The 20,503-nt window shown below is 38.8% G+C and carries 17 protein-coding genes, 2 tRNA genes and 2 pseudogenes; 15 read left to right on the forward strand and 6 right to left on the reverse strand.

The features are described 5' to 3' along the window. Positions 1-237: 237 nt before the first annotated feature. The 5 genes from pelG to priA are packed head-to-tail and all read left to right on the forward strand — an operon-like array spanning position 238 to position 7,077. A complete protein-coding gene (gene pelG, locus BUA11_RS02100) occupies positions 238-1,665 on the forward strand; it encodes an exopolysaccharide Pel transporter PelG (protein WP_072757768.1) in 1,428 nt (475 codons plus the stop codon). Continuing rightward, a complete protein-coding gene (locus tag BUA11_RS02105) occupies positions 1,634-2,938 on the forward strand; it encodes a hypothetical protein (protein WP_245789439.1) in 1,305 nt (434 codons plus the stop codon). Before pelG ends, BUA11_RS02105 begins: the two co-directional genes overlap by 32 nt. Beyond that, the gene (locus BUA11_RS02110; protein ID WP_072757770.1) at positions 2,919-3,812 is read left to right on the forward strand and encodes a hypothetical protein; all 894 of its coding nucleotides are present in this window, start codon (positions 2,919-2,921) and stop codon (positions 3,810-3,812) included. The genes BUA11_RS02105 and BUA11_RS02110 overlap by 20 nt, the downstream gene beginning before the upstream one ends. Before the next feature lie 27 nt (positions 3,813-3,839). Further along, on the forward strand, positions 3,840-4,706 hold the full coding sequence (locus tag BUA11_RS02115; RefSeq protein ID WP_072757772.1) for a methylenetetrahydrofolate reductase: 867 nt from the start codon (positions 3,840-3,842) through the stop codon (positions 4,704-4,706). A 43-nt stretch (positions 4,707-4,749) separates the two neighbouring features. Continuing rightward, the gene (gene priA / locus BUA11_RS02120) at positions 4,750-7,077 is read left to right on the forward strand and encodes a replication restart helicase PriA (protein ID WP_084634297.1); all 2,328 of its coding nucleotides are present in this window, start codon (positions 4,750-4,752) and stop codon (positions 7,075-7,077) included. A gap of 208 nt (positions 7,078-7,285) precedes the next feature. On the opposite strand, the gene BUA11_RS02125 is transcribed toward priA, so the two are convergent. From BUA11_RS02125 to BUA11_RS02145, 5 genes are all read right to left on the reverse strand, one after another. Beyond that, positions 7,286-8,839, reverse strand: a complete 1,554-nt coding sequence (locus tag BUA11_RS02125; protein ID WP_245789441.1) for a sodium:neurotransmitter symporter family protein — start codon at positions 8,837-8,839, stop codon at positions 7,286-7,288. Between the two features lie 314 nt (positions 8,840-9,153). Next, entirely contained in the window at positions 9,154-10,722 is a 1,569-nt protein-coding gene (locus tag BUA11_RS02130) for a CotH kinase family protein (protein ID WP_072757776.1), read from the reverse strand. A 31-nt stretch (positions 10,723-10,753) separates the two neighbouring features. After that, positions 10,754-11,446, reverse strand: a complete 693-nt coding sequence (locus BUA11_RS02135; protein WP_072757778.1) for a hypothetical protein — start codon at positions 11,444-11,446, stop codon at positions 10,754-10,756. 40 nt (positions 11,447-11,486) lie between these two features. Further along, positions 11,487-12,596, reverse strand: a complete 1,110-nt coding sequence (locus tag BUA11_RS02140) for an ABC transporter permease (protein WP_072757780.1) — start codon at positions 12,594-12,596, stop codon at positions 11,487-11,489. Between the two features lie 21 nt (positions 12,597-12,617). Then, positions 12,618-13,334, reverse strand: coding sequence for a hypothetical protein (locus BUA11_RS02145; protein WP_072757782.1), 717 nt, complete (start codon positions 13,332-13,334; stop codon positions 12,618-12,620). A 186-nt stretch (positions 13,335-13,520) separates the two neighbouring features. On the opposite strand from BUA11_RS02145, the gene BUA11_RS02150 reads away from it, so the two are divergent. The 10 genes and pseudogenes from BUA11_RS02150 (at position 13,521) to BUA11_RS02185 (ending at position 20,211) form a co-directional block, all read left to right on the forward strand. Continuing rightward, a tRNA-Ser gene (locus BUA11_RS02150) sits at positions 13,521-13,610 on the forward strand. An 80-nt stretch (positions 13,611-13,690) separates the two neighbouring features. Next, positions 13,691-13,767 (forward strand) — tRNA-Arg (locus BUA11_RS02155). A gap of 164 nt (positions 13,768-13,931) precedes the next feature. Beyond that, positions 13,932-15,179: a competence/damage-inducible protein A gene (locus tag BUA11_RS02160; protein ID WP_072757784.1), complete on the forward strand. Its 1,248-nt coding sequence runs from the start codon at positions 13,932-13,934 to the stop codon at positions 15,177-15,179. After that, positions 15,146-16,147 carry a LacI family DNA-binding transcriptional regulator gene (locus tag BUA11_RS02165; protein WP_072757785.1) on the forward strand — a complete coding sequence of 334 codons (1,002 nt, stop codon included), beginning with the start codon at positions 15,146-15,148 and terminating at the stop codon, positions 16,145-16,147. Before BUA11_RS02160 ends, BUA11_RS02165 begins: the two co-directional genes overlap by 34 nt. Positions 16,148-16,187: 40 nt before the next feature. After that, complete coding sequence (locus tag BUA11_RS02170; RefSeq protein ID WP_072757787.1) at positions 16,188-17,144, forward strand: D-alanine--D-alanine ligase; 957 nt, start codon at positions 16,188-16,190, stop codon at positions 17,142-17,144. 266 nt (positions 17,145-17,410) lie between these two features. Next, entirely contained in the window at positions 17,411-17,755 is a 345-nt protein-coding gene (locus BUA11_RS10535; protein WP_281246560.1) for an RRXRR domain-containing protein, read from the forward strand. Next, a pseudogene (locus BUA11_RS10540) lies at positions 17,679-17,873 on the forward strand (RRXRR domain-containing protein); the annotation flags it as partial. The gene BUA11_RS10535 and the pseudogene BUA11_RS10540, both read left to right, overlap by 77 nt. Before the next feature lie 60 nt (positions 17,874-17,933). Continuing rightward, positions 17,934-18,659 carry an HNH endonuclease gene (locus tag BUA11_RS02175; RefSeq protein WP_245789447.1) on the forward strand — a complete coding sequence of 242 codons (726 nt, stop codon included), beginning with the start codon at positions 17,934-17,936 and terminating at the stop codon, positions 18,657-18,659. A gap of 28 nt (positions 18,660-18,687) precedes the next feature. Beyond that, positions 18,688-19,632: a M48 family metallopeptidase gene (locus tag BUA11_RS02180; RefSeq protein ID WP_072757789.1), complete on the forward strand. Its 945-nt coding sequence runs from the start codon at positions 18,688-18,690 to the stop codon at positions 19,630-19,632. An 18-nt stretch (positions 19,633-19,650) separates the two neighbouring features. Beyond that, complete coding sequence (locus tag BUA11_RS02185) at positions 19,651-20,211, forward strand: metal-dependent hydrolase (RefSeq protein WP_072757791.1); 561 nt, start codon at positions 19,651-19,653, stop codon at positions 20,209-20,211. Positions 20,212-20,347: 136 nt separating this feature from the next. Here BUA11_RS02185 and BUA11_RS10450 read toward each other — a convergent pair. Beyond that, positions 20,348-20,503: pseudogene (locus BUA11_RS10450) on the reverse strand (IS110 family transposase); the annotation flags it as partial.

Consider the following 20,503-nt stretch of genomic DNA (forward strand, 5'->3'; position numbering starts at 1 on the left):
CGTCTAAGAAAAACCATTTTGAATTCATCGTTGCAGAGTGTTAACAATCCAAGCCTTGAAACTTTACTTTTGCCAAGGTATAAATGAAGAGCAGCGACCCCCCTATCCCCCCTTGGAAGAGTTGAAGAAACTTTTTCAAGAGACCCCCGGAATGTATCCGGGGGATTTGTTTTTTTGTATTAATCGCAATGGAATGTGTTATAATACACATGTGAAAATATAGATGTGGGGGATTTAATGGCCGGGATTGGGTTCGAACTGAACAAATTCCTCAAAAGGAATTCATTTTTCTCTGACATTTTCAGTTTCTTTTACTCTGCGAACGTAAGTGCGGGACCTTGGATAATGTCCTCGACTACACTTGTCATTATCCAGCTTCTTTTGCCACAGTCGCAGATTCCATTTTTCATTTCAGGGGTTATATACACTTTCATATTCTCCACAATACTCTTCGGTAGTGTGTCCACATCTATTACAAGATACTTGGCTGATTTAATATACAAAAAGGAGTTTCGAAAAATATACAGTCTATACACGTCTTCTATATTCTACGCAATTCTCTCTTCTGGAATATTCTTGACTTCCTTTTTCATTTTAAACAAAATAACTGATTGGAGACAGATATTACTCTTCTCATACTCCTTAATGGTTCTTACAATCATTTGGGTTCAGGTAATATTTATCACGGCAATAATGATATTTCTTCCTGTGGTACTGAGCTTTCTTTTTGGAAGTTTGATAAGTCTGCTATCGACGTTTTATTTTTTCAAGATTGGTGGAGAGTACCTTGCCTATTTGGGCTACAATCTGGGCTTTATGTTCATCATGTCTTTTCTGCAGCTTTTCATAAGAAGATACCTGTACATTGGTGAAGAGCAAAGTACTCAAAGCTTTAAAGACAAATATCTGCTGTTCTTTGATGCGGTAAAGGCCTATAAACCCCAAGCTATCTCTGGTTTTTTTTCATATATGGCGGCATGGGTCGATGACTTTATCGCATGGGCTTATTTTAAATACTCAGTTTCCAGAGGCTTCATTTTCGCACCGCAGTACGATATTCCCATGTTTATTTCATATCTCTTCATCATTCCAACTTTAACTTTATTTGTTCTTAACTTAGAAACCGTTTTCTACACGAAATACAGGGGTTTCTACCGCGCGATAGAGGAAAACAGAACGCTGAATTATATAAGGATAAGTAAAGATTCGCTTGACACTTCGGTCTATTCAACTACAAGACTTATTTTCTCTGTCCAGTTTGCTTTTGCACTTTCAGGAATAATACTTTCCAAATACCTTGCCGACGTTCTCTCGCTCTCAAATTATGGCTTAATGGCGCTTCGATTTGGTATCGTAGGTGCTGCTGCAAACGGGCTTTTTCTGTACACATCTCTTCTTTCTCATTATTTTGATCTTCCTAAAATTCCAATGCATGCTTCAATAATGGCATTCTCCATTAACTTCATCATTTCGTTATTCACAATCTCACGCTTTCCTGGTATAGGATTTGCAATAGGTTTCTTAGTAGCCATCCCTTACAGTATGCTAAAATTCAGAAAGGTATACTCCGAACTCTTGCGGTTTGAATTCTTGCGAAACGCTCCTAAGATGACTCCGAGAAAGGTGATAATCCATGAAAATATCCAAAGTGACTCGTACAGATAAGTCTGCCAAGAAAATTTCTGTCGATAGAAACAGATTTAGTGGATTCAAATTCAGAATTCCACATAATTTTGCCCCAAAATTAAAAGACATATTTAAAAAGAACTATTTGTACGTGTTGGAATTCATCGTTGGGTTCTTCATTATCTGGTTTTTTCATAGACTTGGCATACTGAGCTTTGAAATATCACTTGCTTTATTGTTTTCATTCGTTCTCGTATGGTCCGCAAGGTATGGTTTGATAACGTTTGTAATTGCAATATCTCTTTTTCAAACTTTTCTAATCCTGGATTATCCTGATTCTCCTGGTGGTATTATCAATTACTTAGGGGAAAGCGTAATATCGGTATCAACTATAATCTTAGGCTTGATAATTGGTGTCATAGGCGAGATTCTCAACAATCGAATAAGTGACTTGAAAGACGAGAATCGTAAACTCGAAATTGAAAAGAACAAGCTAATAGAGGCTTTAGAAAACATGAGGTTCGCGTTATCGCAACTTCAGATGAGAATCTACTTTGAAGGCGAAGGTTTAATTGTCCTGCTTGAAAGGTTAAGGGAATTAGAAATATTGGACGTAGATGAAATATTCACACGCGCAGTAGAAATCATAGCTGACTTTTTTGAACTCGAATCATTGCATTTTTACAGAATCGAAGATAATTTCTTAAGGTACGTAGCAGGCGTTGGTAAGAAACAACTCCCGAATGCGTTCGAATTAAAACATTCGAAAGTAGTTGAAGATGCAATTAACAATGGTTACTCTACGTTGCCTAAAATAGTGCTTAGAGAAGAAATATCATCATTCGAACCATGGTTCGCAGTCTCGGTTGGTGAGAAAGAGAACGCTTTTGGAGTTTTTATTGTGGAGGAAATCTCAGTCGAAAAATTTTCTGAGACATTTGTAAAATATGTATCATCGGTGGCTGGGTGGCTCTATGCTAACGCAAGGGTGGTAATGGAGCAGGAGAAGATTGCAGAGCAAAATTACAAGAAAGAAGATGGAACATGGGAAGAAACGTACTATTTGAAAAAGAAAAGCGTATTTCAAAAGAGAAAAGAAAAGTTCGGGATACCATACGAAGAACTCTGCATAATTTACAGAAAGGAATTACACGAAATCATAGCTAAAGTCTTCAGAAAGTCAGATATACTCTACGCAACAGCACGAGGAGAATATATCGTCTTGAAGGCACTCTTGCCTGTATGCGATGAACAAGGAAGAAAACGCGTAATGGAAAGGATAGCGAGCAAACATGAAGTCGAAATTTGTTAATGAAAATTGGTTTGTACGATTCTCAAGAACTAAAAATCAAAATACATCTTCGGTGCTAACAACGACAAACTTAGTACTAATAGGATTGAATATATTTTCCATCCTTACCGATGGTCTAAGACTTGAGAACTTCATAGTTATAGGAATATCAGCAGTACTTTTTTACTTGCAAAGGAAAAACATTTCCGAGACCTTCGTTTTCGTCCTCGCTTATCCCTTTTCTTGGCTCTTCTTCATCCCACTAAAAAACGAAGAGATAGAAGATTTCTTCAATATCCCAATCCCTCTGGAGATTAGACTGAATATTGAAGAGAAAATTCTCACAGCAATGCCTGTCAAAACTTTATTAGTTATTGGAAATCCCGACGAAAAAAAGGAAATCGCAAGGAACATATACAAATACGTCGTTAAAGGTATAGATATAGAGGAAAACATGAAATACCTACGCATGTTATTAAGAGACTCTCATATGGATGTTACGCTGATAGCAGGTCAAGTGCTTGAAGATATAGAAAACTACTTTGAGAGCAGGATATCGAAGACCAAAGACATCAATAATTTTGAATCATGCTTGAACATCTACTACTATCTCAGAACTGAAATTCCAAAAGGCATCTTGAGAGAAGAACTTAAAGAACTCCTGTCAAAAAAGCTAAACAATCTTGAAAGTAAGATCCCGGTGTACTTTGAGATGCTCTGTTACTTAACAGGCGATGAGAATTACTATTTGATAGGTTATGAAAAGACTCGAGAGCCTGTACTTTTAAGAAACTTTCTGTTGTCGAAACTTAGTAAGCGAGAGTACGACATAGTAAAATCACACCTGAGTCCAGAAACAAAGAGTTTGATTTGCAAATCTGAATCAGCTTGGTAAAGATGAGATGAAAGTTGAGGTGATAATATGAAGAATTTTCTTGATAGACACTTTATTTTAGAAACATTACCACCAAGAAGTAGTAATGCGGAAAAGTATATAGAATTCTGCCGAGAAGCAGTAGAATCAGGTGTGGAAATAATCGCTGTAACAGATCTTCCGATGGGAAGTGCGCGTGTGTCGCCGGTCGCCCCGGCTCACATGCTTGTTGAAAATAGCATAGAAGTACTTATGCACTTTTCCAGAACAACTCGAAACGCCATAAGGATCGAAGGTGACCTCATTGCAACACACATGCTCGGAATAAAGAATTTGTTAATCCTCTCTGGAGATGACCCGAGGGTGGGAACTTATCCATTCTCTTCAAGCATCGAAGATTTTAGCATCTATGATGTCTTCAAACTGGTAAATTTGCTCAACGAAAAGGGTGAAGATATAGCGGGCGTAAAGATATACGGCAAATTCTCTTTCAATCCTGGCGGAGTTTTTAGCCCATTCGAAAAAGATGTTAGCCAGACTCTCGAACGAATGGTTAAAAAGATTGAAAATGGGTGCAGATTTTTTGTTTCGCAGCCGGTTTTTTCACAAGAGACAATGGTAAATTTTTTACAAGAGACTGAAATTCATAAGCGCACGAAAATATACGTTGCTCTAATGGTATTTGAATCAGTTCAGCAACTCCAGTATTTTTCAAAGGTCCCAGGAGTATTTGTTCCTAAAGAATACTTCCACCAGAGGGACGATGAGCATTTGAAATGGTATTCTGTCAAAAGGACTATCTCTATAGTTGAATCACTCTCTAAGTACGTAACTGGTTTTTACCTCACATCTACAACAAAAGACTTAGATGTCATTAAGCAAATTGCCGAAGCAGTTTCAGCACAGTGTGAATGAATAATAAATAGAAATCACACAATGTGAAAAGGGTGTATTTAGAATGATATATACCGTTGCAATTTCTGAACTGTCGGAAAATAAACTTTTTCTATACACAAGTCAGGAGAATATAGACTTGGGCGAGCGGGTAATAGTGAATTTTAGAAAAAAGAAAACGGCTGGATACGTAGTTGCTAAGAGCGAAACCCTTAGGCGGTTGCTTGAAGATGAATTAATCAGTACATTCTTAGAAGGCCAAGAAATCTTATCGTCTGGTCAGTTAGACAAAATTTTAGAGCGAACTGATTTTGTTTCTTTCATAGACCAAGCTCGCATACGTGGCTACCTGAATGCTTCCAAAAATTATCAATATCCGATAGGAAGGCTCTTCGACATCTCCTTTCCGCAGAGTTTTGATAAGTATTTTACATTGTACGTTGAAAGTACGAGTCCATTGTTCAAATTCGAAAAGATGAAATTCGAGGACTTCAAGAAGATCAGCAAGTATAAAGAGTACATAGCAAATGGGCTCGTAAAGGTCTACCGTGATTTTGAATCGAAGGCACCTCGTCCCCGAAAGGACAAAGATGAGTACATCTCCCTCTCTCTTTCCCCATCTGAAATTGTGAAATTTAAACTAACGGGAAAGCAAAGTACGGTTGTGAATTATCTTTTAATACGCAGGAACGCATCCATCGATGAGATCTTAAAAGACTTGGAAGATTCTGGAATCGATAGGAATGTTATCATTCAACTGAAGAACAAAGGCATCGTGAAAATATCTGAAGGTTTAGAAGAAGCAGAAACCACAGAAGAGTTTGAAATTCAGAAGAAGTTGACTACTGAACAATTGGAAATTTCAAGAAAAGTTGTAGGGAATTCGAAGCATGAAAAGCACCTTGTGTTCGGTCCTACAGGCAGTGGGAAGACAGAAGTCTATTTGGAAGTTATGAGAACCGCTTTGAACCTTGGAAGTGTGCTTTACTTAGTACCTGAAATATCACTTACCGAACAGACTATCGCAAGGATAAAGGAAAAATTCCCCGAAATAAGGTTAGCGGTTTACCATAGTTACCAAACCGATTCAAAAAAAGTCGAAATATGGGCTAAGGCCGTTAAAGGCGAAATAGATGTGCTTGTCGGTCCGAGAAGTGCTCTTTTCGTTCCCTTAAAAAATCTAAAATTGGTAATCGTTGATGAAGAGCACGATGATGGCTACTACAACAACTCAGAACCATATTATGACATCCACAAAATACTCCAGCATATGCCTGTTACAGTTATATATGGTTCTGCGACACCACATCTTGAAACGTATAAGTTTGCAAAAGAAGGGATGTACAATTTTCACATGTTGAGCAAACGATTCAACGTTGAGCTACCTGACGTAGAAATAGTCGACTTGAGAAAAGAAAAGATGGCAACAACTTCGATTTCAGCTAAACTGCACGATGAGATATTGGAGACAATTAATAACGGTAGAATATCGCTCATCTTCACAAGGAGAAAGGGATTTTCGAGGGTTCAATGTGCTGTGTGCGGCTATTTTGTAAAATGCGACAACTGTGACGTAGCGCTGACATACCATGCCGACAAAGAAAAGCTAAAGTGCCATATTTGTGGCGTTGAAAAAGAATTAACAAATACATGCCCGGTATGCAGTTCTTCAATGTTCGTAGATAAGGGAACTGGAACAGAGAAAGTTGAACGAGAGCTAAGAACCTTGTTCCCAGGAAAAAGTGTCGGAAGAATAGATGCTGAGATAATTGATACTCCAGCAAAAATGAAAGAAATACTCGAAGCTCTAAGGGAAGGTAGATTTGATATAGTAGCTGGCACAAAGATGATAACAAAAGGGCTCGACATATACAGAATAGGGCTTATTGGAATTGCTGATATTGACGCGTTGATAAATTATCCAGACGTTAATGCTCCGCTCCGAACATTTCAAACGCTTGTACAAGTTATAGGCAGGGCCGGCAGAAAAGAGAAAGGCAAGGCTTTAATTCAAACTTACAATCCTGAAAATCCAGTCATTGTGTATGCGAGTGCTCAAGACGTTGTAGGGTATTACGAAAGAGAATTACTACTACGCAAAGAGTTGAATTATCCACCATTTGCAGATGTGGTCCATGTGATGTACGCAAACCAATCTGCTGAGATAGCAGGTGAGACAATAGATGCTGTAGTCGAAGAAATATACAAGACTGATGAATTTATAGAGATACTCGGACCATCAGAACACCCGATATTTAAGGCGCAAAACAAGTTCAGATATCAATTCTTTGTGAAAACGCACAAACCTGAAAAGATATTGCGGATAATTTCTCAAGAAAAGACAAAATATCCAGGCGACTGGATCGTACGCGTGAATCCCCCAGAAATTTAGAACTTTTGTGCGCAACACAAACTCGGAGCCTTTAAAAGCTCCGAGTTTGTATTTTTAAAAATTCAGTGTTTCCTTGAATGCCTTAAGATTGTCGAAATTGAAAGCGCTGATAACAACACGATTAATCCCCAACTCCAAAGCATGAATACTAAAGCCTCTTGGCTCATTGTTCATCCTCCTTTAACCACAGCGATTTTGATCCGAGTGATTAGTTGTTTGTCTTCTTCTCATCAATACCTTTCAAGCTCTTAAACACGACAATGAAACTTATAACAAAAACAAGTATCAGCACTACCCTTGCTGCGAAAATCCAAGGCACAAGGTTCGGATAATTCTTCGCAAAGTCAGGAATGAGTTTTAAATAACCGTCCTGAGCATAAGTAACCGTAGAGAACACAAGCAGTACTATTATAAACACTGGTGTGATAAAGCGCATTACAACGTTGTAGAACCACTTTGGCACTTTCCAGTAGCTACCTTTGTTAATTTCTTCTAATCCCTTGTTTCCAAAGAGCCAAACTGCTGCAAGGATTTCAATCAAACCAAGGACAACCAACAGGTAAGAGCCAACCCAGTTATCGAGTTCTGTCAGGTAGAAAAGTTCAGCAGTTTTTGTTAGTATTGGCTCAAGAGCAACTGGCAATCCACCGAGAACATAAAGTATGAATATCAACAAAGATCCTGTCTTCCTGTTAACGTTGAACTGCTCTTCCAAAAATGCAACAAGATAGTTGAACATGGCGATAGAACTTGTTATACCTGCAAAGAAGAGCAGCAAGAACCAAAATGTTCCAAAAATTGAACCGCCTGTCATGGTTCTGAATACGTTTGGCAAGGCTATGAAAGATAGTCCAACCCCGCTCTTAAGTCCGTCTGTACCCAAGAATGTGAACGCTATAGGGATGACTATGGTACCGGCAAGAATAACCTCGGCAAATTCGTTCAAGGAAGCGGTTGCAACTGCTGAGGTTGTTATGTCATCCTTCTCGTTCAGATATGAAGCATAGTTCTGGATTATTCCCATACCCAACGACAGTGTGAAGAAGATCTGACCTGCTGCGGCCAAGGTTGCTGACCAGCTCAATTCGTTCCACCTTGGCTGCCATAAAAAGTCCAGACCTTTGATTGGCGTCCATTCAGGTTTAACTGGAGAGCCCAACGTCAACGTCCTTATCAGAAGGATTATCGCAAAGATGTATATCATCGGCATTGCTATTTTTGCAAGTCTTTCCAAACCTTTCTGGATACCACCTCTTGTTATGTAGAAGAGAAGCCCCAACGTTATCAACCAAAAAATAAAAACAGTATACGGATTTTGAATATAGCTCACGAAATAACCCGCTGTATCAACAGATGGATCCATGTAATTTCCCGTAGCGGTCAGCCATGCATAACCAAGTGTCCAGCCGATTACGTGGTTGTAGTACGAATTTAGTAAAACAACTATGGATAGCGCGAGTGCACCAGCAAAAGCCCCAAGGAATCTCGCAAACTTCTTCGACGAACCGTGCTCTGCTTGCAAATAGACCATAGGACCAATCGTACCGAACCCGTACCGACCACCATATCTTCCCTGTGCCCACTCTATAATGAGTAGTGGAATACCCATGAAAATTAGTGCGGTGAAATAAGGAATCATGAACGCACCGCCACCGTTCTTCGCTGCTTGATATGGGAAGCGCCAGAAATTCCCAAGTCCTATAGCGTTTCCCGCCATCGCTAAGATCAAACCAAGCTTGCTACCCCAGTGCTCTCTCTTCAAGGCCCACACCTCCTAAATAAAAAGTCAGGAAAATAAGCGGATACTAAGAACATAATAATAACATAAAGCCGAGGAGTTATCAATAAAATACTTATAAAAAATATCACACTAATTGTGCCTTAGCTTTCTAAAGTTTTCAATCACCAATAAAGTTAATCATTACTAATTTTCTCGCGTGTTGTTAACAAAGAGAGAAAAATCTCTTAGTTAATTGAATCATATTGAAACCTGTAAAAATTGAAAAAAATCCCTTTGCCACTTAGAGCAAAGGGATTTGATTATTTTTAATTTATTATTAAATTCTGTGGAAACTATCATTTGAACATCTCATCAAAGTAAGCTATAATAAACTTCCGCCTTTCGTACATAAAGTTCTTAAGCCACCCAACTTCTTCTTTCCAAAAACTCGGTTCTGGTGTGCCATACCTTTTAGCATGAAGCTCTATTTCAGGCTCCAACATGTTTTCGTATCTTGAGATTATGTTTTCGACTCGTTCTGGTTTGAAAACTTCGTTTAAAATATATTCGAATCTCTGAACGAACTTATTCTTGAAAGATTCATTCTCAAGTAGTTTTCGTAGCAGCAGTGTTGCCTCTTCTCGCATCGTCCACGGCACGTTCGGATCTCCATACAGAGCTACTTTCAAGGTGTTGTGCGACGGTTCCCAGAAAGCCAAGTCCATATCGTACATCATGTACCTCCACTTTCCATCGCCGAACGGACTATTCTCTTTTTCGAGTACTCGCCACATCCGCTCGTTGTTGCCCGGCCAATCCGTGTTTGCCGATATAATTTCGGTAATCTTAAAGTCTATAAAATTATCTATATCGAGCATACTGGAAACTACACGATAATTTTCATCTTTGCGCATATCATTGTTCCTTACAAATTCCAATAAGTCCAAGAAACTTTGTTGATCCCCTTCTTTGCCATCCTGAATAGAAAGATCATAGTTGATTATAACGGTGTTCTTCTCATTCACCTTGTGTTTAACCTGCAGAAACCTCTGGTCATAATATTCTGAGAGATATAGTATTCCCCAGTACTCACCATTTATATAATGTACAACAGGATAACTATCTTGGGTGTCAAACCCTAATCCCTTCACTACTTCCTGAACGACAGGATCTCTCATATATGTATACTCATAATCATTTCCTGAGTTTCTCAACAACAACTTTTTGTACCCTACACGCCCGAAAAACGGATATGTAAATTCCTTTTCCTTGTTACGAGCGTACAGTCTTATCGACTTTATTGGAAAGCTCCGTGTGAACTCTCCGTGTATCCTAATACCAATATCTGTTCTGTATAGCAACTTACTATTTTCGAAATACTCCAACACGCCTGTACGTTCCCATTCACTACCTCTCTGGTGGTAATTCCCCGTCCAGTATGGATTGTTCGGGTCAAACAATTTTCCTGGAACGTAAATTCCTCTCTCATAATCAAACATATCGTCGGGATTGACTATTATAGATACCACTGGCAATGTATGCCTAATCCCCACGAAATACGTCCGTGATGTAGAGTCAACAACTTTACCGTCGACAACTTCAATAATCCTTAAAACAGTACCTTTCTTGAGTTCTCCGGAAGGCTCTTTCCAGATAGGAGACGTTGGAATGTACATCAGTTTGTTGTCTTTTCTCTCAGTAATATGTATAGGTTTCGTGTAGGTATATGTGTTGGGATTTCCCAGAACTGGCTCACTTCCATCCAATGTGTAGTAAACACTCCCACTCAGGGTGGAATTAATACTCACATAGAATTCTGAATCGTAAAACCCAGCGTCATGTGAAACAACTAACTTTGGAAACACAAGCGTTGAGAACAGGAAAAACAAAAATAAAATGAGCATCCTGGAAATTTTGTAAAACATTCAAACACCCTCTTTCTTAAAAAAGAACCTATCAATTTCTGTATGCTCGTATCCAGAAAACATACTCAAAACTACCGCCAACCACTTTAATGTTTTCGAACTTAGCTATTTTTTCAAGCGCCAAATTATTAACCTCATATCTCGGTGTTATGACGATATCATATCCTTCTTCCTCAGCTCTGAAACCTACCTCATATCTTCCAGCAATGGATTCATCTACATACCCGGCAGAATGTATGTTTTCCATCTTCAGTGTAGAAATCTTATGTCCACCACTTATGTACCTTCGCACAGCCTTTTCAACTAACTTCAATTCATTGTAGATCTCTTCAGCATCAGGATCCTCATCCAGATCTACTTTTGTTTCAGATCCATCTTCAGTTTTGTCAAATACTAATATAGGTATCAACGTACTATCGGTACTCTCCTTCTGAGTTTTCAGATTATCTTGTCCAAGATTATCCAATTTTGAATCTTGTTCTGGTAACATTTTGGAAGATGGATTTTCATCATCTAAAGCCACTGTGGTTTTATCATCTACGCTTTCTTCATTCTTTTGACTGGCTTCTAACATTTTTTGTTCATTTAGAGAATCCTGAACTTTCAATTCTTCACCTTTACTCTGTGAATAGTCCCATGTAATTTCCCTTCTTGAGTTGAGCGATATAAGGATAACTAAAAATATCAACACCGCAATCAGCACAATCTTTCCAAGTTCGCTCACAAAACCCCCCCTTTAAATATAAGCTAAACATTCAAAAATCTTATCTTGGCGTTGTTTCTCTCTTAACCACTAAGAAAGAAACTATCAGGAAGCCACACGTTAATGTTGTGATGACAGCTGAATTTTTCAGAAACATTTGCATATTTACGCTTCCTGCACCGAAAAGTTGTTCAAGCCTTAGTAGGTACACCGAATTGTATATAGGCACAAAATTCAACATATTTCTCACAAATCTTGGCAGTGAACTTATTGATGTAAGTATACCACTCGAAAAGATTAGGAGAATGCTGAGTGCTGTTCCAAGAAGGTTTGAAATTAGGTAATTCCTGGAGAGGCTTGAGACAAAAATACCGAGCGCGGAGTGAAAGAGCGAAGTGAATAGTATTAAGACAAGAACATCGTTAACGCTTACTGACATATCTGAAGGAAGAAAAACTAAATAAGCCACCAATCCAGATATGCATGAAATTGCCACAGTAACAAGAAACTTAGAGAGAAAATACTGAGAAAATCTGGCCTTTCCAACAGAAATTACTCTAATGAATTTCGTTTCCTTGTCACCTACAAAAGTACTTGCACCTATCATTAAAGCCACAAACATGGTTATTAACAATATAAGACTCGGGGCGAAAACACGGTCGAAATCGAGATCATTTTCAGTTACAAGTTTTGGGGCAGGAACGCTTGAAGAAGTATACATCTGTTGCAAAACTTTCGGATTAAAGAACGGCCCGCCGCTGAGGTCTTCAAACATTTTTTGAAAGACAAGATAAGCCGCAGCCGAAAGCTGCGTGTCTACAGGGCTTGGAATGTACTTTATCTCGGTTTGCCTCCCGGTGAAAAGTCCATTAGTAAATCCATTTGGAATAACAACAACTGCATGTAGTTCGCCTTTTTTCAAAAGTTCAAGATAATCCTTCCCAACGTACTGAATCGTTCCACCTCTGAAAAGCGACATAACAACACCAACTGTAAACTTAGAAAGAGGCGATTTGTCTTCACTGTAAACACCTACTTTTAGATTGCTTGAAGCAAGTGAATTAAAGAAAATTCCACCAATTAGCACAAATAGTACTGGAATAACGAAAAGAACAATATAAGTTGAAGGCTTAACAAAAATTCTTTTAAGCTCGTATTTTATAAATTGCATAGAGCCTCTCCATCACCTTTCTTAAAAATTAATCTGAAATTGCAGAGAGATGCTGTAACCGATGGTAGCTCTTTCTATGTTGGTTGTTGTATCAACAAGTTCTAAGTTGGGCATGAAGGGACCGTAGAGTGCCGTGGATATATAATAGCTCATGGACAAAAGAAGATTGTTAACATTCCTACTTGAAAGCGGAAACTGAACAAGCAGTCTTAATAGTCCTGTTAAATTTATGTTTTGAACAGTGTTGTAGTGTTTAAAATCATTCTGCTTTAAATCAGAAATATCGTTCGATTGTCCAACCAACAACTGTAAAGTTTCAATATCTGCTCCGACACTTCCACCGAATGAGAAGACAGTCTCGCGCGACGAATTTCCAATCCTTATTCCCAAAATCTTCGCGTATATATCGTAGCTAAGGCCGAAGAGCCCATAATTAAAGTCTCTGCCTGGTAAATAATTCATAAATGTCGACTTAAAAGTAAAACCACTTGAGAGTACGGACGGATAACGTGGGTTCGCATTCATCTCGAAAGAATAGACAAATGTCATTTTCTCGAAGATACTGATTTCTCTTCCGGCTATTTCTGCAATAGTTTGAACACATTTGCTTGGCTCAGAATATGATATCCCGTACCAGTCCGCAAAAGTATTTGTGTAAGCAAAAGAGATGGTGCTGAAAAACAAATAAACAACAGCAAACAACTTTACAATATTCAAAAATAAACTCTTTTTGAACATACCCCGCCCACCTCGCTAAGACAATTCTAATATCGATTACAATTTATTATACCATACTCTCTGCAGAAAACTTTCGAAAAGTATGACACCTTAAAGTGGGCAAATAAATGAAAAGAAGGCAAACCCCAAATCCCCCCTTGAAATTATCTGATTATATGATAAAATTTACAGCGTGCTAAGTTTAACGGAGAGATGGCCGAGTGGTCGAAGGCGCTTGCCTGCTAAGCAAGTGTGGAGGTTTCTCCACCGAGGGTTCGAATCCCTCTCTCTCCGCCAGACGCAGAGTTTCGGGTGATGAGCCATTATTTCTCATCACCCGTTTATATATGAAAAGATAAAGCACGAGAAGAATGGACGTGCCCGTAGCTCAACTGGATAGAGCGTCAGACTGCGGATCTGGAGGTTGTGGGTTCAAGTCCCGCCGGGCACGCCAAATTGTTTTGTATTAATCCAAACCGGTAAAAGAAGTCCAAAAAAGCTACACTCCAAAGTGTAGCTTTTCTTTTTTCATATGTTATAATTTTTATTGCTCTGTGAACATTCTTAATCTATTGTTGTTTAACAAAATTAAACAAGACAAACATGCGAGGGGTTCAGGTGAAAAATGCAATAATCTATTCAATAGGCAACGAATTGGTCGAAGGTCTCATAGTTGATACAAATTCTAAGTTTTTGAGCGTGCACCTCAAATCTTTAGGTTATAACGTAATTCGTATAGAGACACTTCCCGATGTGCTTGATATTATTGTTCGACGCATCAGTGAAGGATTATCCGAGGCCGACTTGTTGATTACAACCGGAGGATTAGGCCCTACTGAAGACGATTTGACACGCGAAGCTATTTCAAAAGTGCTCAATAAAAGTTTAGTTTTAAACGAAGAAATCGCAAATGAGTTGATTGAGAGGGCTCTGAAATACTATAACAAGGCTCCTGAAAGCGTCAAAAAACAAGCATTGGTGCTCGAAGGTGCTATCGTTTTGGACAATCCTGTTGGAACGGCTCCAGGTCAGTTAATTAAGCACAACGGAAAAACCATTGTCATTCTCCCAGGACCGCCTGTAGAGATGATACCAGTATTCGAGAGCATAAAGGGAGAACTTAAGACGGACGATGAACTATACACAAGAAGAATAAAAACGATAGGCGTTCCTGAAGCTGTTTTGATGGATGAACATAAAGATTTGTTGTACTCCAATCCTCAGATAACCATTGCCACAATGGCTTCGTATGAAAGAGGTGTAGAAGTCAGACTTACCGGAAGTGTGGTACTGAAAGAAGAGATAGACGGAATCGTGGAACAACTGACAAATCTTCTCGGAGAAAGTGTTTATGCACTAGATGACGATAGCATTGAGGATGTAGTTTATAAGCTCCTGAAGGAGAATAACCTGACCATTTCTTTCGCCGAATCGTGCACAGGTGGTTTGCTCTCAGCAAGATTCGTGGACATACCCGGTGTTTCTTCGGTCTACAAAGGTGGCGTTGTTGCGTATTCAAACGAATCAAAGGCAAACATATTACGTGTTCCTAAGGATATCATCGAAAAGCACGGAGCTGTAAGTGAAGAGTGTGTTTCATATATGGCTAAGAATGCAAGAGAAATTTTTGATTCAGAATTCTCAGTTTCAATTTCCGGAATAGCCGGTCCTACTGGTGGCACTCCTCAAAAACCCGTTGGTACTGTTTGTTTTGCGTTTGCCAGCAAGAAAGGTGTGAAAGCTTTCACTTACAACTTAAGGGGAGATAGGGAAATGATACGAAAAAGAAGCGCGTTAATCGGATTCGATATTGCAAGGCGAGGGATAAGAGAATGGCTAAGGCTAGAAGGAAATATCAAAGGGTAACAATAAAAGATGTTGCAGAATACGCTCAGGTTGGGGTGGGCACAGTTTCTCGTGTACTTAACAATAGCCCGCATGTAGATGAAACAACAAGGGAACGCGTACTCGAGGCAATAAAAAACCTTGGTTACATGCCAAATCCACACGCAAGGCGTCTTTCGACAGGCTCAAGCCAGCTGGTAACTGTCATCACTCCGGAGATGAAAGGCGACTTCTATCAAATTCTAATGTCATCTATAGACGAAGTTTTGGTCAAATACGGATATTCCTCTTTACTTTATCCTCTTTACAACGAGAAGAAATTCGAAGCTTTGAAGAAATCATCGGATATACTCTTATCAACTGACGGGTTGATCGTTGACGGTGTCAATGTCGATAGCGTTATGTCCCATATACTCAATCCTCAAACTCCCGTTATATGTCTTGAACAAGATTCAGACAAGTACGACTCGATTATGGTAGACAATTATTATGGTGGTGTGCTTGTTGGTGATTATTTCGCAGACCTCGACATGGACATATTTGTAGTAACTCACAGAAAATCTCACGAACTTGAAAGTACCGTATTTGACGAAAGATTAGAGGGCTTTCAAGAATCGCTTGAGAAAAAGGGAAGAAGTATAGACAAAATATACTACGTACCACTCGACTGGGAAAGCACATTTGAAGTTGCAAGAAGGATATTCTTCCGTTTCAAAAGATGTGCAATCTTCACCACTACTGACTATCTGGCAGTTCCGATTATCGAGGTTGCAAGAACCATGCAACTAGATGTAGGAAAGGACGTAAGGGTCTGTGGTTTTGATGACCTTCCAATTGCTCAGGTACTGGAGATCACAACTGTCCGACAACCGATAGCAGAAATGGGATATCTCGCTGCTGAGAGCCTTATTAAAAGAATCAATAAGAAGATAAAAGATAAGCCAAAGAAATACATACTGAAACCAGAATTAGTTGTAAGAAATACGTAATCAAAAGCCAAGTGAGAAATTAACCAAGGAGTGGAGAATAGTGAAAATTGCAGTTTTGCTCGGTGGAATTTCAAGAGAAAGAGAAATATCCCTTAGAAGCGGAAAGAGGATAGCTCAAGCTTTAAGAAATTTCGGACATCAAGTGGATGAGATAGATGTAAATTTTGAAAACTTCGACTCCTTAGTCTGGGCTAAGGATTTAAGAAATTACGATGTTGTGTTCAATATACTGCACGGAACATTTGGTGAAGACGGACACGTTCAAAGTATTCTCGATGCTATTCAGATTCCCTACACCGGTTCAGGCGTTGAAGCAAGCGTCATCGCCTTTGACAAATACTTATGCAATCTGTACGTGCAAGACATAACAACCGTTCCTGAGTTCCTGCTCATTACCAAAGAGGAGTTCCAAAAAGATAAAAATATATTCCAAAATACAATACAAAAAATAAACATACCTTGTGTTATTAAACCTAGAAAAGAAGGTTCAAGCATAGGTACTCATATCTGCTTTTCTCAAGACGAACTGTTAGAGAATTTGGAAAAGGAATTTGAAAAATACGACGAAATGATTATTCAAAAATATGTGAAGGGCACAGAAGTAACAGTATCGATTATTGATATTGACGGTTCACCGGTTGTTTTACCAATTTTAGAATTAAGACCCAAAAAACTTTTCTACGATTATGAAGCAAAATACACTGATGGCATGACCGAATTTGTCATCCCCGCAGAAATCGGAGAAGAGATGACAGAAATTGTCAAAGAAAGTGCACTTAAAATATACAAGAAATTGGAGTGCAAACACTTTGCAAGGGTCGACGGGATAGTTAGCGACTGTAAGTTCTACTTTCTCGAAGTTAATACATTACCTGGAATGACTGAATTGAGCGACTTACCTATGTCAGCTAAAGCATACGGCTTTGATTTCGAAGAACTTGTAAACACAATAGCAACTGAAGCGTTCAAGAAACCGTCGTTTAAAAAATTCAGGTGATTTTTTCATTAAACAGCAAGGGGAGAATTTCAGTCAACGCCCCACCCTGAAGTGGCAGGCTTGAAGCCTTCGTTGACTAGCCTCAGCCAAAGCCAATAGGCTTCTTGGCTACGTTAGATGGGCCATGACACCATGGAATGCTGCTCAAGTTCCATGCTCTGTCGCCTATCGTTAAACAGTTCTGGCGGGTAGGGACAGTGCGGTAGGCACGACAAGCCCATCTAACATTGGCGATGAGCACCTAACTCCGCAAGGAGACTTACTGTATGGTATATGTTATCTCGAAAGATGGAAAACCTCTCATGCCTACTAAAAGGCATGGCAAGGTGAGAAGACTTCTAAAGCAGGGACTTGCCAAAGTAGTCAGAAGAGAACCATTCACGATTCAGTTATTGTATGACACTACAACTTACGTGCAACCTGTGACAGTTGGCATCGACATTGGTTCAAAAACAGTCGGTGTCTCAGCCATAACAGATAAGAAAGAAGTGTTCTCAGCAAAAGTAGTACTAAGAACTGATATAAAAAGACTTATTGTGCGAAAGAAGAGAATACAGACAGTTAAGAAGGTATCGCAAGACGAGGTACAGAAAAGCAAGGTTTTTGAATAGGCGTAAACCAGAAGGATGGCTTGCACCAAGTCTAAGGTGAAAAGTAGATGCACATATTAGAATAGTCAACATGCTCAGCAAGATACTGCCGATAGAAAAAGTTGTTGTAGAGATAGCGTCTTTTGATACCCAAAAGATATTGAATCCAGATATCCAAGGAGAAGAATATCAAAATGGAGTGCAGAAAGGCTTTTGGGACGTAAGAGAATATTGTCTATGGCGAGCAGGATATAAATCGGAGGTATCTGGCAAAAAAGGAGTTTTGGAAGTTCACCATATAGTTCCAAGAAGCGGAGGTGGGACGGACAATCCTTCAAACCTGATAGTCTTAACAGCACAAGAGCACAAAGCAATACATGAGGGCAGGTTGAAGATACCAAAGAGCAAGATAGAGAAGGTAAGAATTCTCAAAGATGCGAGTCACGTATCGACAATAGGCTGGCATATAGTTAATGAGCTAAAGGAACTGTACGAGGATGTCAGAGTTACATACGGTAGTATCACCAAAGCAAAGAGAAGTGAGTTTGGATTGGAAAAGACGCACCGAAATGATGCATATGTCATAGCGGGAGGGACAGTTCAGAAGAGAGCGAAAGAATGGTATTTTGGTAAGTTTTTCAGAAGACAAAATAGGTCGTTTCATAAAGTCAATCCAATCAAAGGTGGTATAAGACCAGCTAATACAATAAAAGAGGCATATGGCTTTAGGCGGTATGACAAAGTAGAATGTGAAGGCAAAGAAGGAATCATAGCAGGAATAAGAAGCAGTGGATATTTTGTAATAAGAAGTCTTTCAGGGGAAAGAATACACGATAGTGGGAGATACAACAAACTAAAACTTTTGGAGAAATCAAAAACGGTGATGTTTGAAAGGAGGAAAGCGGCTCTCTCCTCACACGACTAAAGTTGCGTGTCTCCGAGAGCCAAGGACGATGAAAGTACAAAAATTGGAATTAGATAGAAAAACCTCGAACAAAATCTCATCTTACATAATCGCTGTACTTTTTCTGATCATAAGCATGTTATTTGGCACTGTTCTTGACACCATTTTAAGAACACAATCTCTCTTTACTGTCGTATTTGCGATATTCTCTTTACTGCAAATTCTCTTTGGGCTATCCGTTATTGAGAAGATTATAGTCAGATTATTCCAAAAACCTTTAAGTTCAGAAAACATCGAAGCATTGCAGAAAGCTCAAGAAAAGCTCGAAGAAGCTAAACGACACGTGCACATAGACGAAGATATAAATCTTGTCTTGATAGATTCACCTTCTATAAATTCTCTTTCAGTTGGAATGATAAAGCATTCAAGGACAATCTGCATCACAACAGGTGCAGTTGAAAGACTAAATTGCGATGAATTAAGCAGCCTTATTTATCATGAGCTTTATCATATAAAGAACGGAGACACTGACTATCTCACAACTGTAAGTGGCACATTTGGAAGTCCGCTATTAATATTTAAACTGACAAAAAGCAGCATAAGAAAACTTAAAGAAGTTACGAAAGAAGGGAAGTTAGAGCACGAAAGGTACTTAAAAGAAATCCTTCTAATGAATTTTATACTTGTTATCTCAGCGGTGTTCCTACCGCTCAGTTACCTTTCCAACCTCTTCGTGAGTACAAGAAAGGAATTCGACGCGGACATTTTCGCAGCAGAAAGAACGTCGCCAGATGTGTTGATTGGTGTATTCGAGAAGACAAAAAGCAATTGTATACAGCTGGATACTGAATACCATTTCATAAGATATCACTTTTTTGTACATCCTAACTGTGTCGATACTCATAAGAAGCCTAATTCAATAATAGATACATATCCATCTATTGAAGAAAGAATAAACAACATACTAAACACATTTAAGAAAGCAAATCTGTGAGAAGCGAAGGTGAGAATAATGCCAAATCTCCTTGTGCACCTCAGAGTTGGTATGATTTCATACCCAATATACCTATTAATATACGGTGCGATTTCGCACCTGTTAAACATCAAATTCGCGCCAACGCCGATTGATTTAGCAATAAGTTATGCTTTGTACATTTTGGGAAGTGACTTGCCAGATTTAGACAGCAATAACGCACCTCTCAGAAATTTTACAAAAGCTATATCTCTATCTTTCGCCATATACATATTCTCAGCTTTCCTATATGAAAAATTCTATTCTATTCAACAACTGAAATTTATACCACACCCCATCATGCTCTCGATTTCTGTAGCTTCAGCTATGTTAATTGGAGTAGCACTTGTGAACCTCTTCCTTTCCATGCCTATATTTTCGCACCGAGGTTTTGCCCATTCAATTACATTCGCAGCGATATATGGAATAATAATCTACCTCTTCTCATCAACAAAAAGCGAGTACGCAATATTTTTTGGTATCAGCGCATTTTCTGGAGTGATGAGCCACATGATTGCAGATTATTGGAGAAAACCGAGCAAAATCTTCAAATTTTATTGAGAACGAAAAATAAGATTTCCGGTAATAAGTCAAGAGGAGAAAAAATAGAAAAATAAAAAACCTAGTCAACACTTTGACTTTCAATAACTTAATATTTCACTTTCATTCTTCACATACTTGATTTCGTTCTTTTTACCTATTTCATCGGTACATACGGTACGTTGTTCTTTAGTAAATAATACACTAAATTTACTAATTTCCTTGCAGTTAATATTAGCGCTCTCATGTGTTTGTGTGTTGTTGCTTCTGCGTACTTTTTGCGATAATATTCTTTGTATACAGGATCGTATGT

It is taken from the genome of Fervidobacterium gondwanense DSM 13020 (genome assembly GCF_900143265.1).
GTDB lineage: Bacteria > Thermotogota > Thermotogae > Thermotogales > Fervidobacteriaceae > Fervidobacterium > Fervidobacterium gondwanense.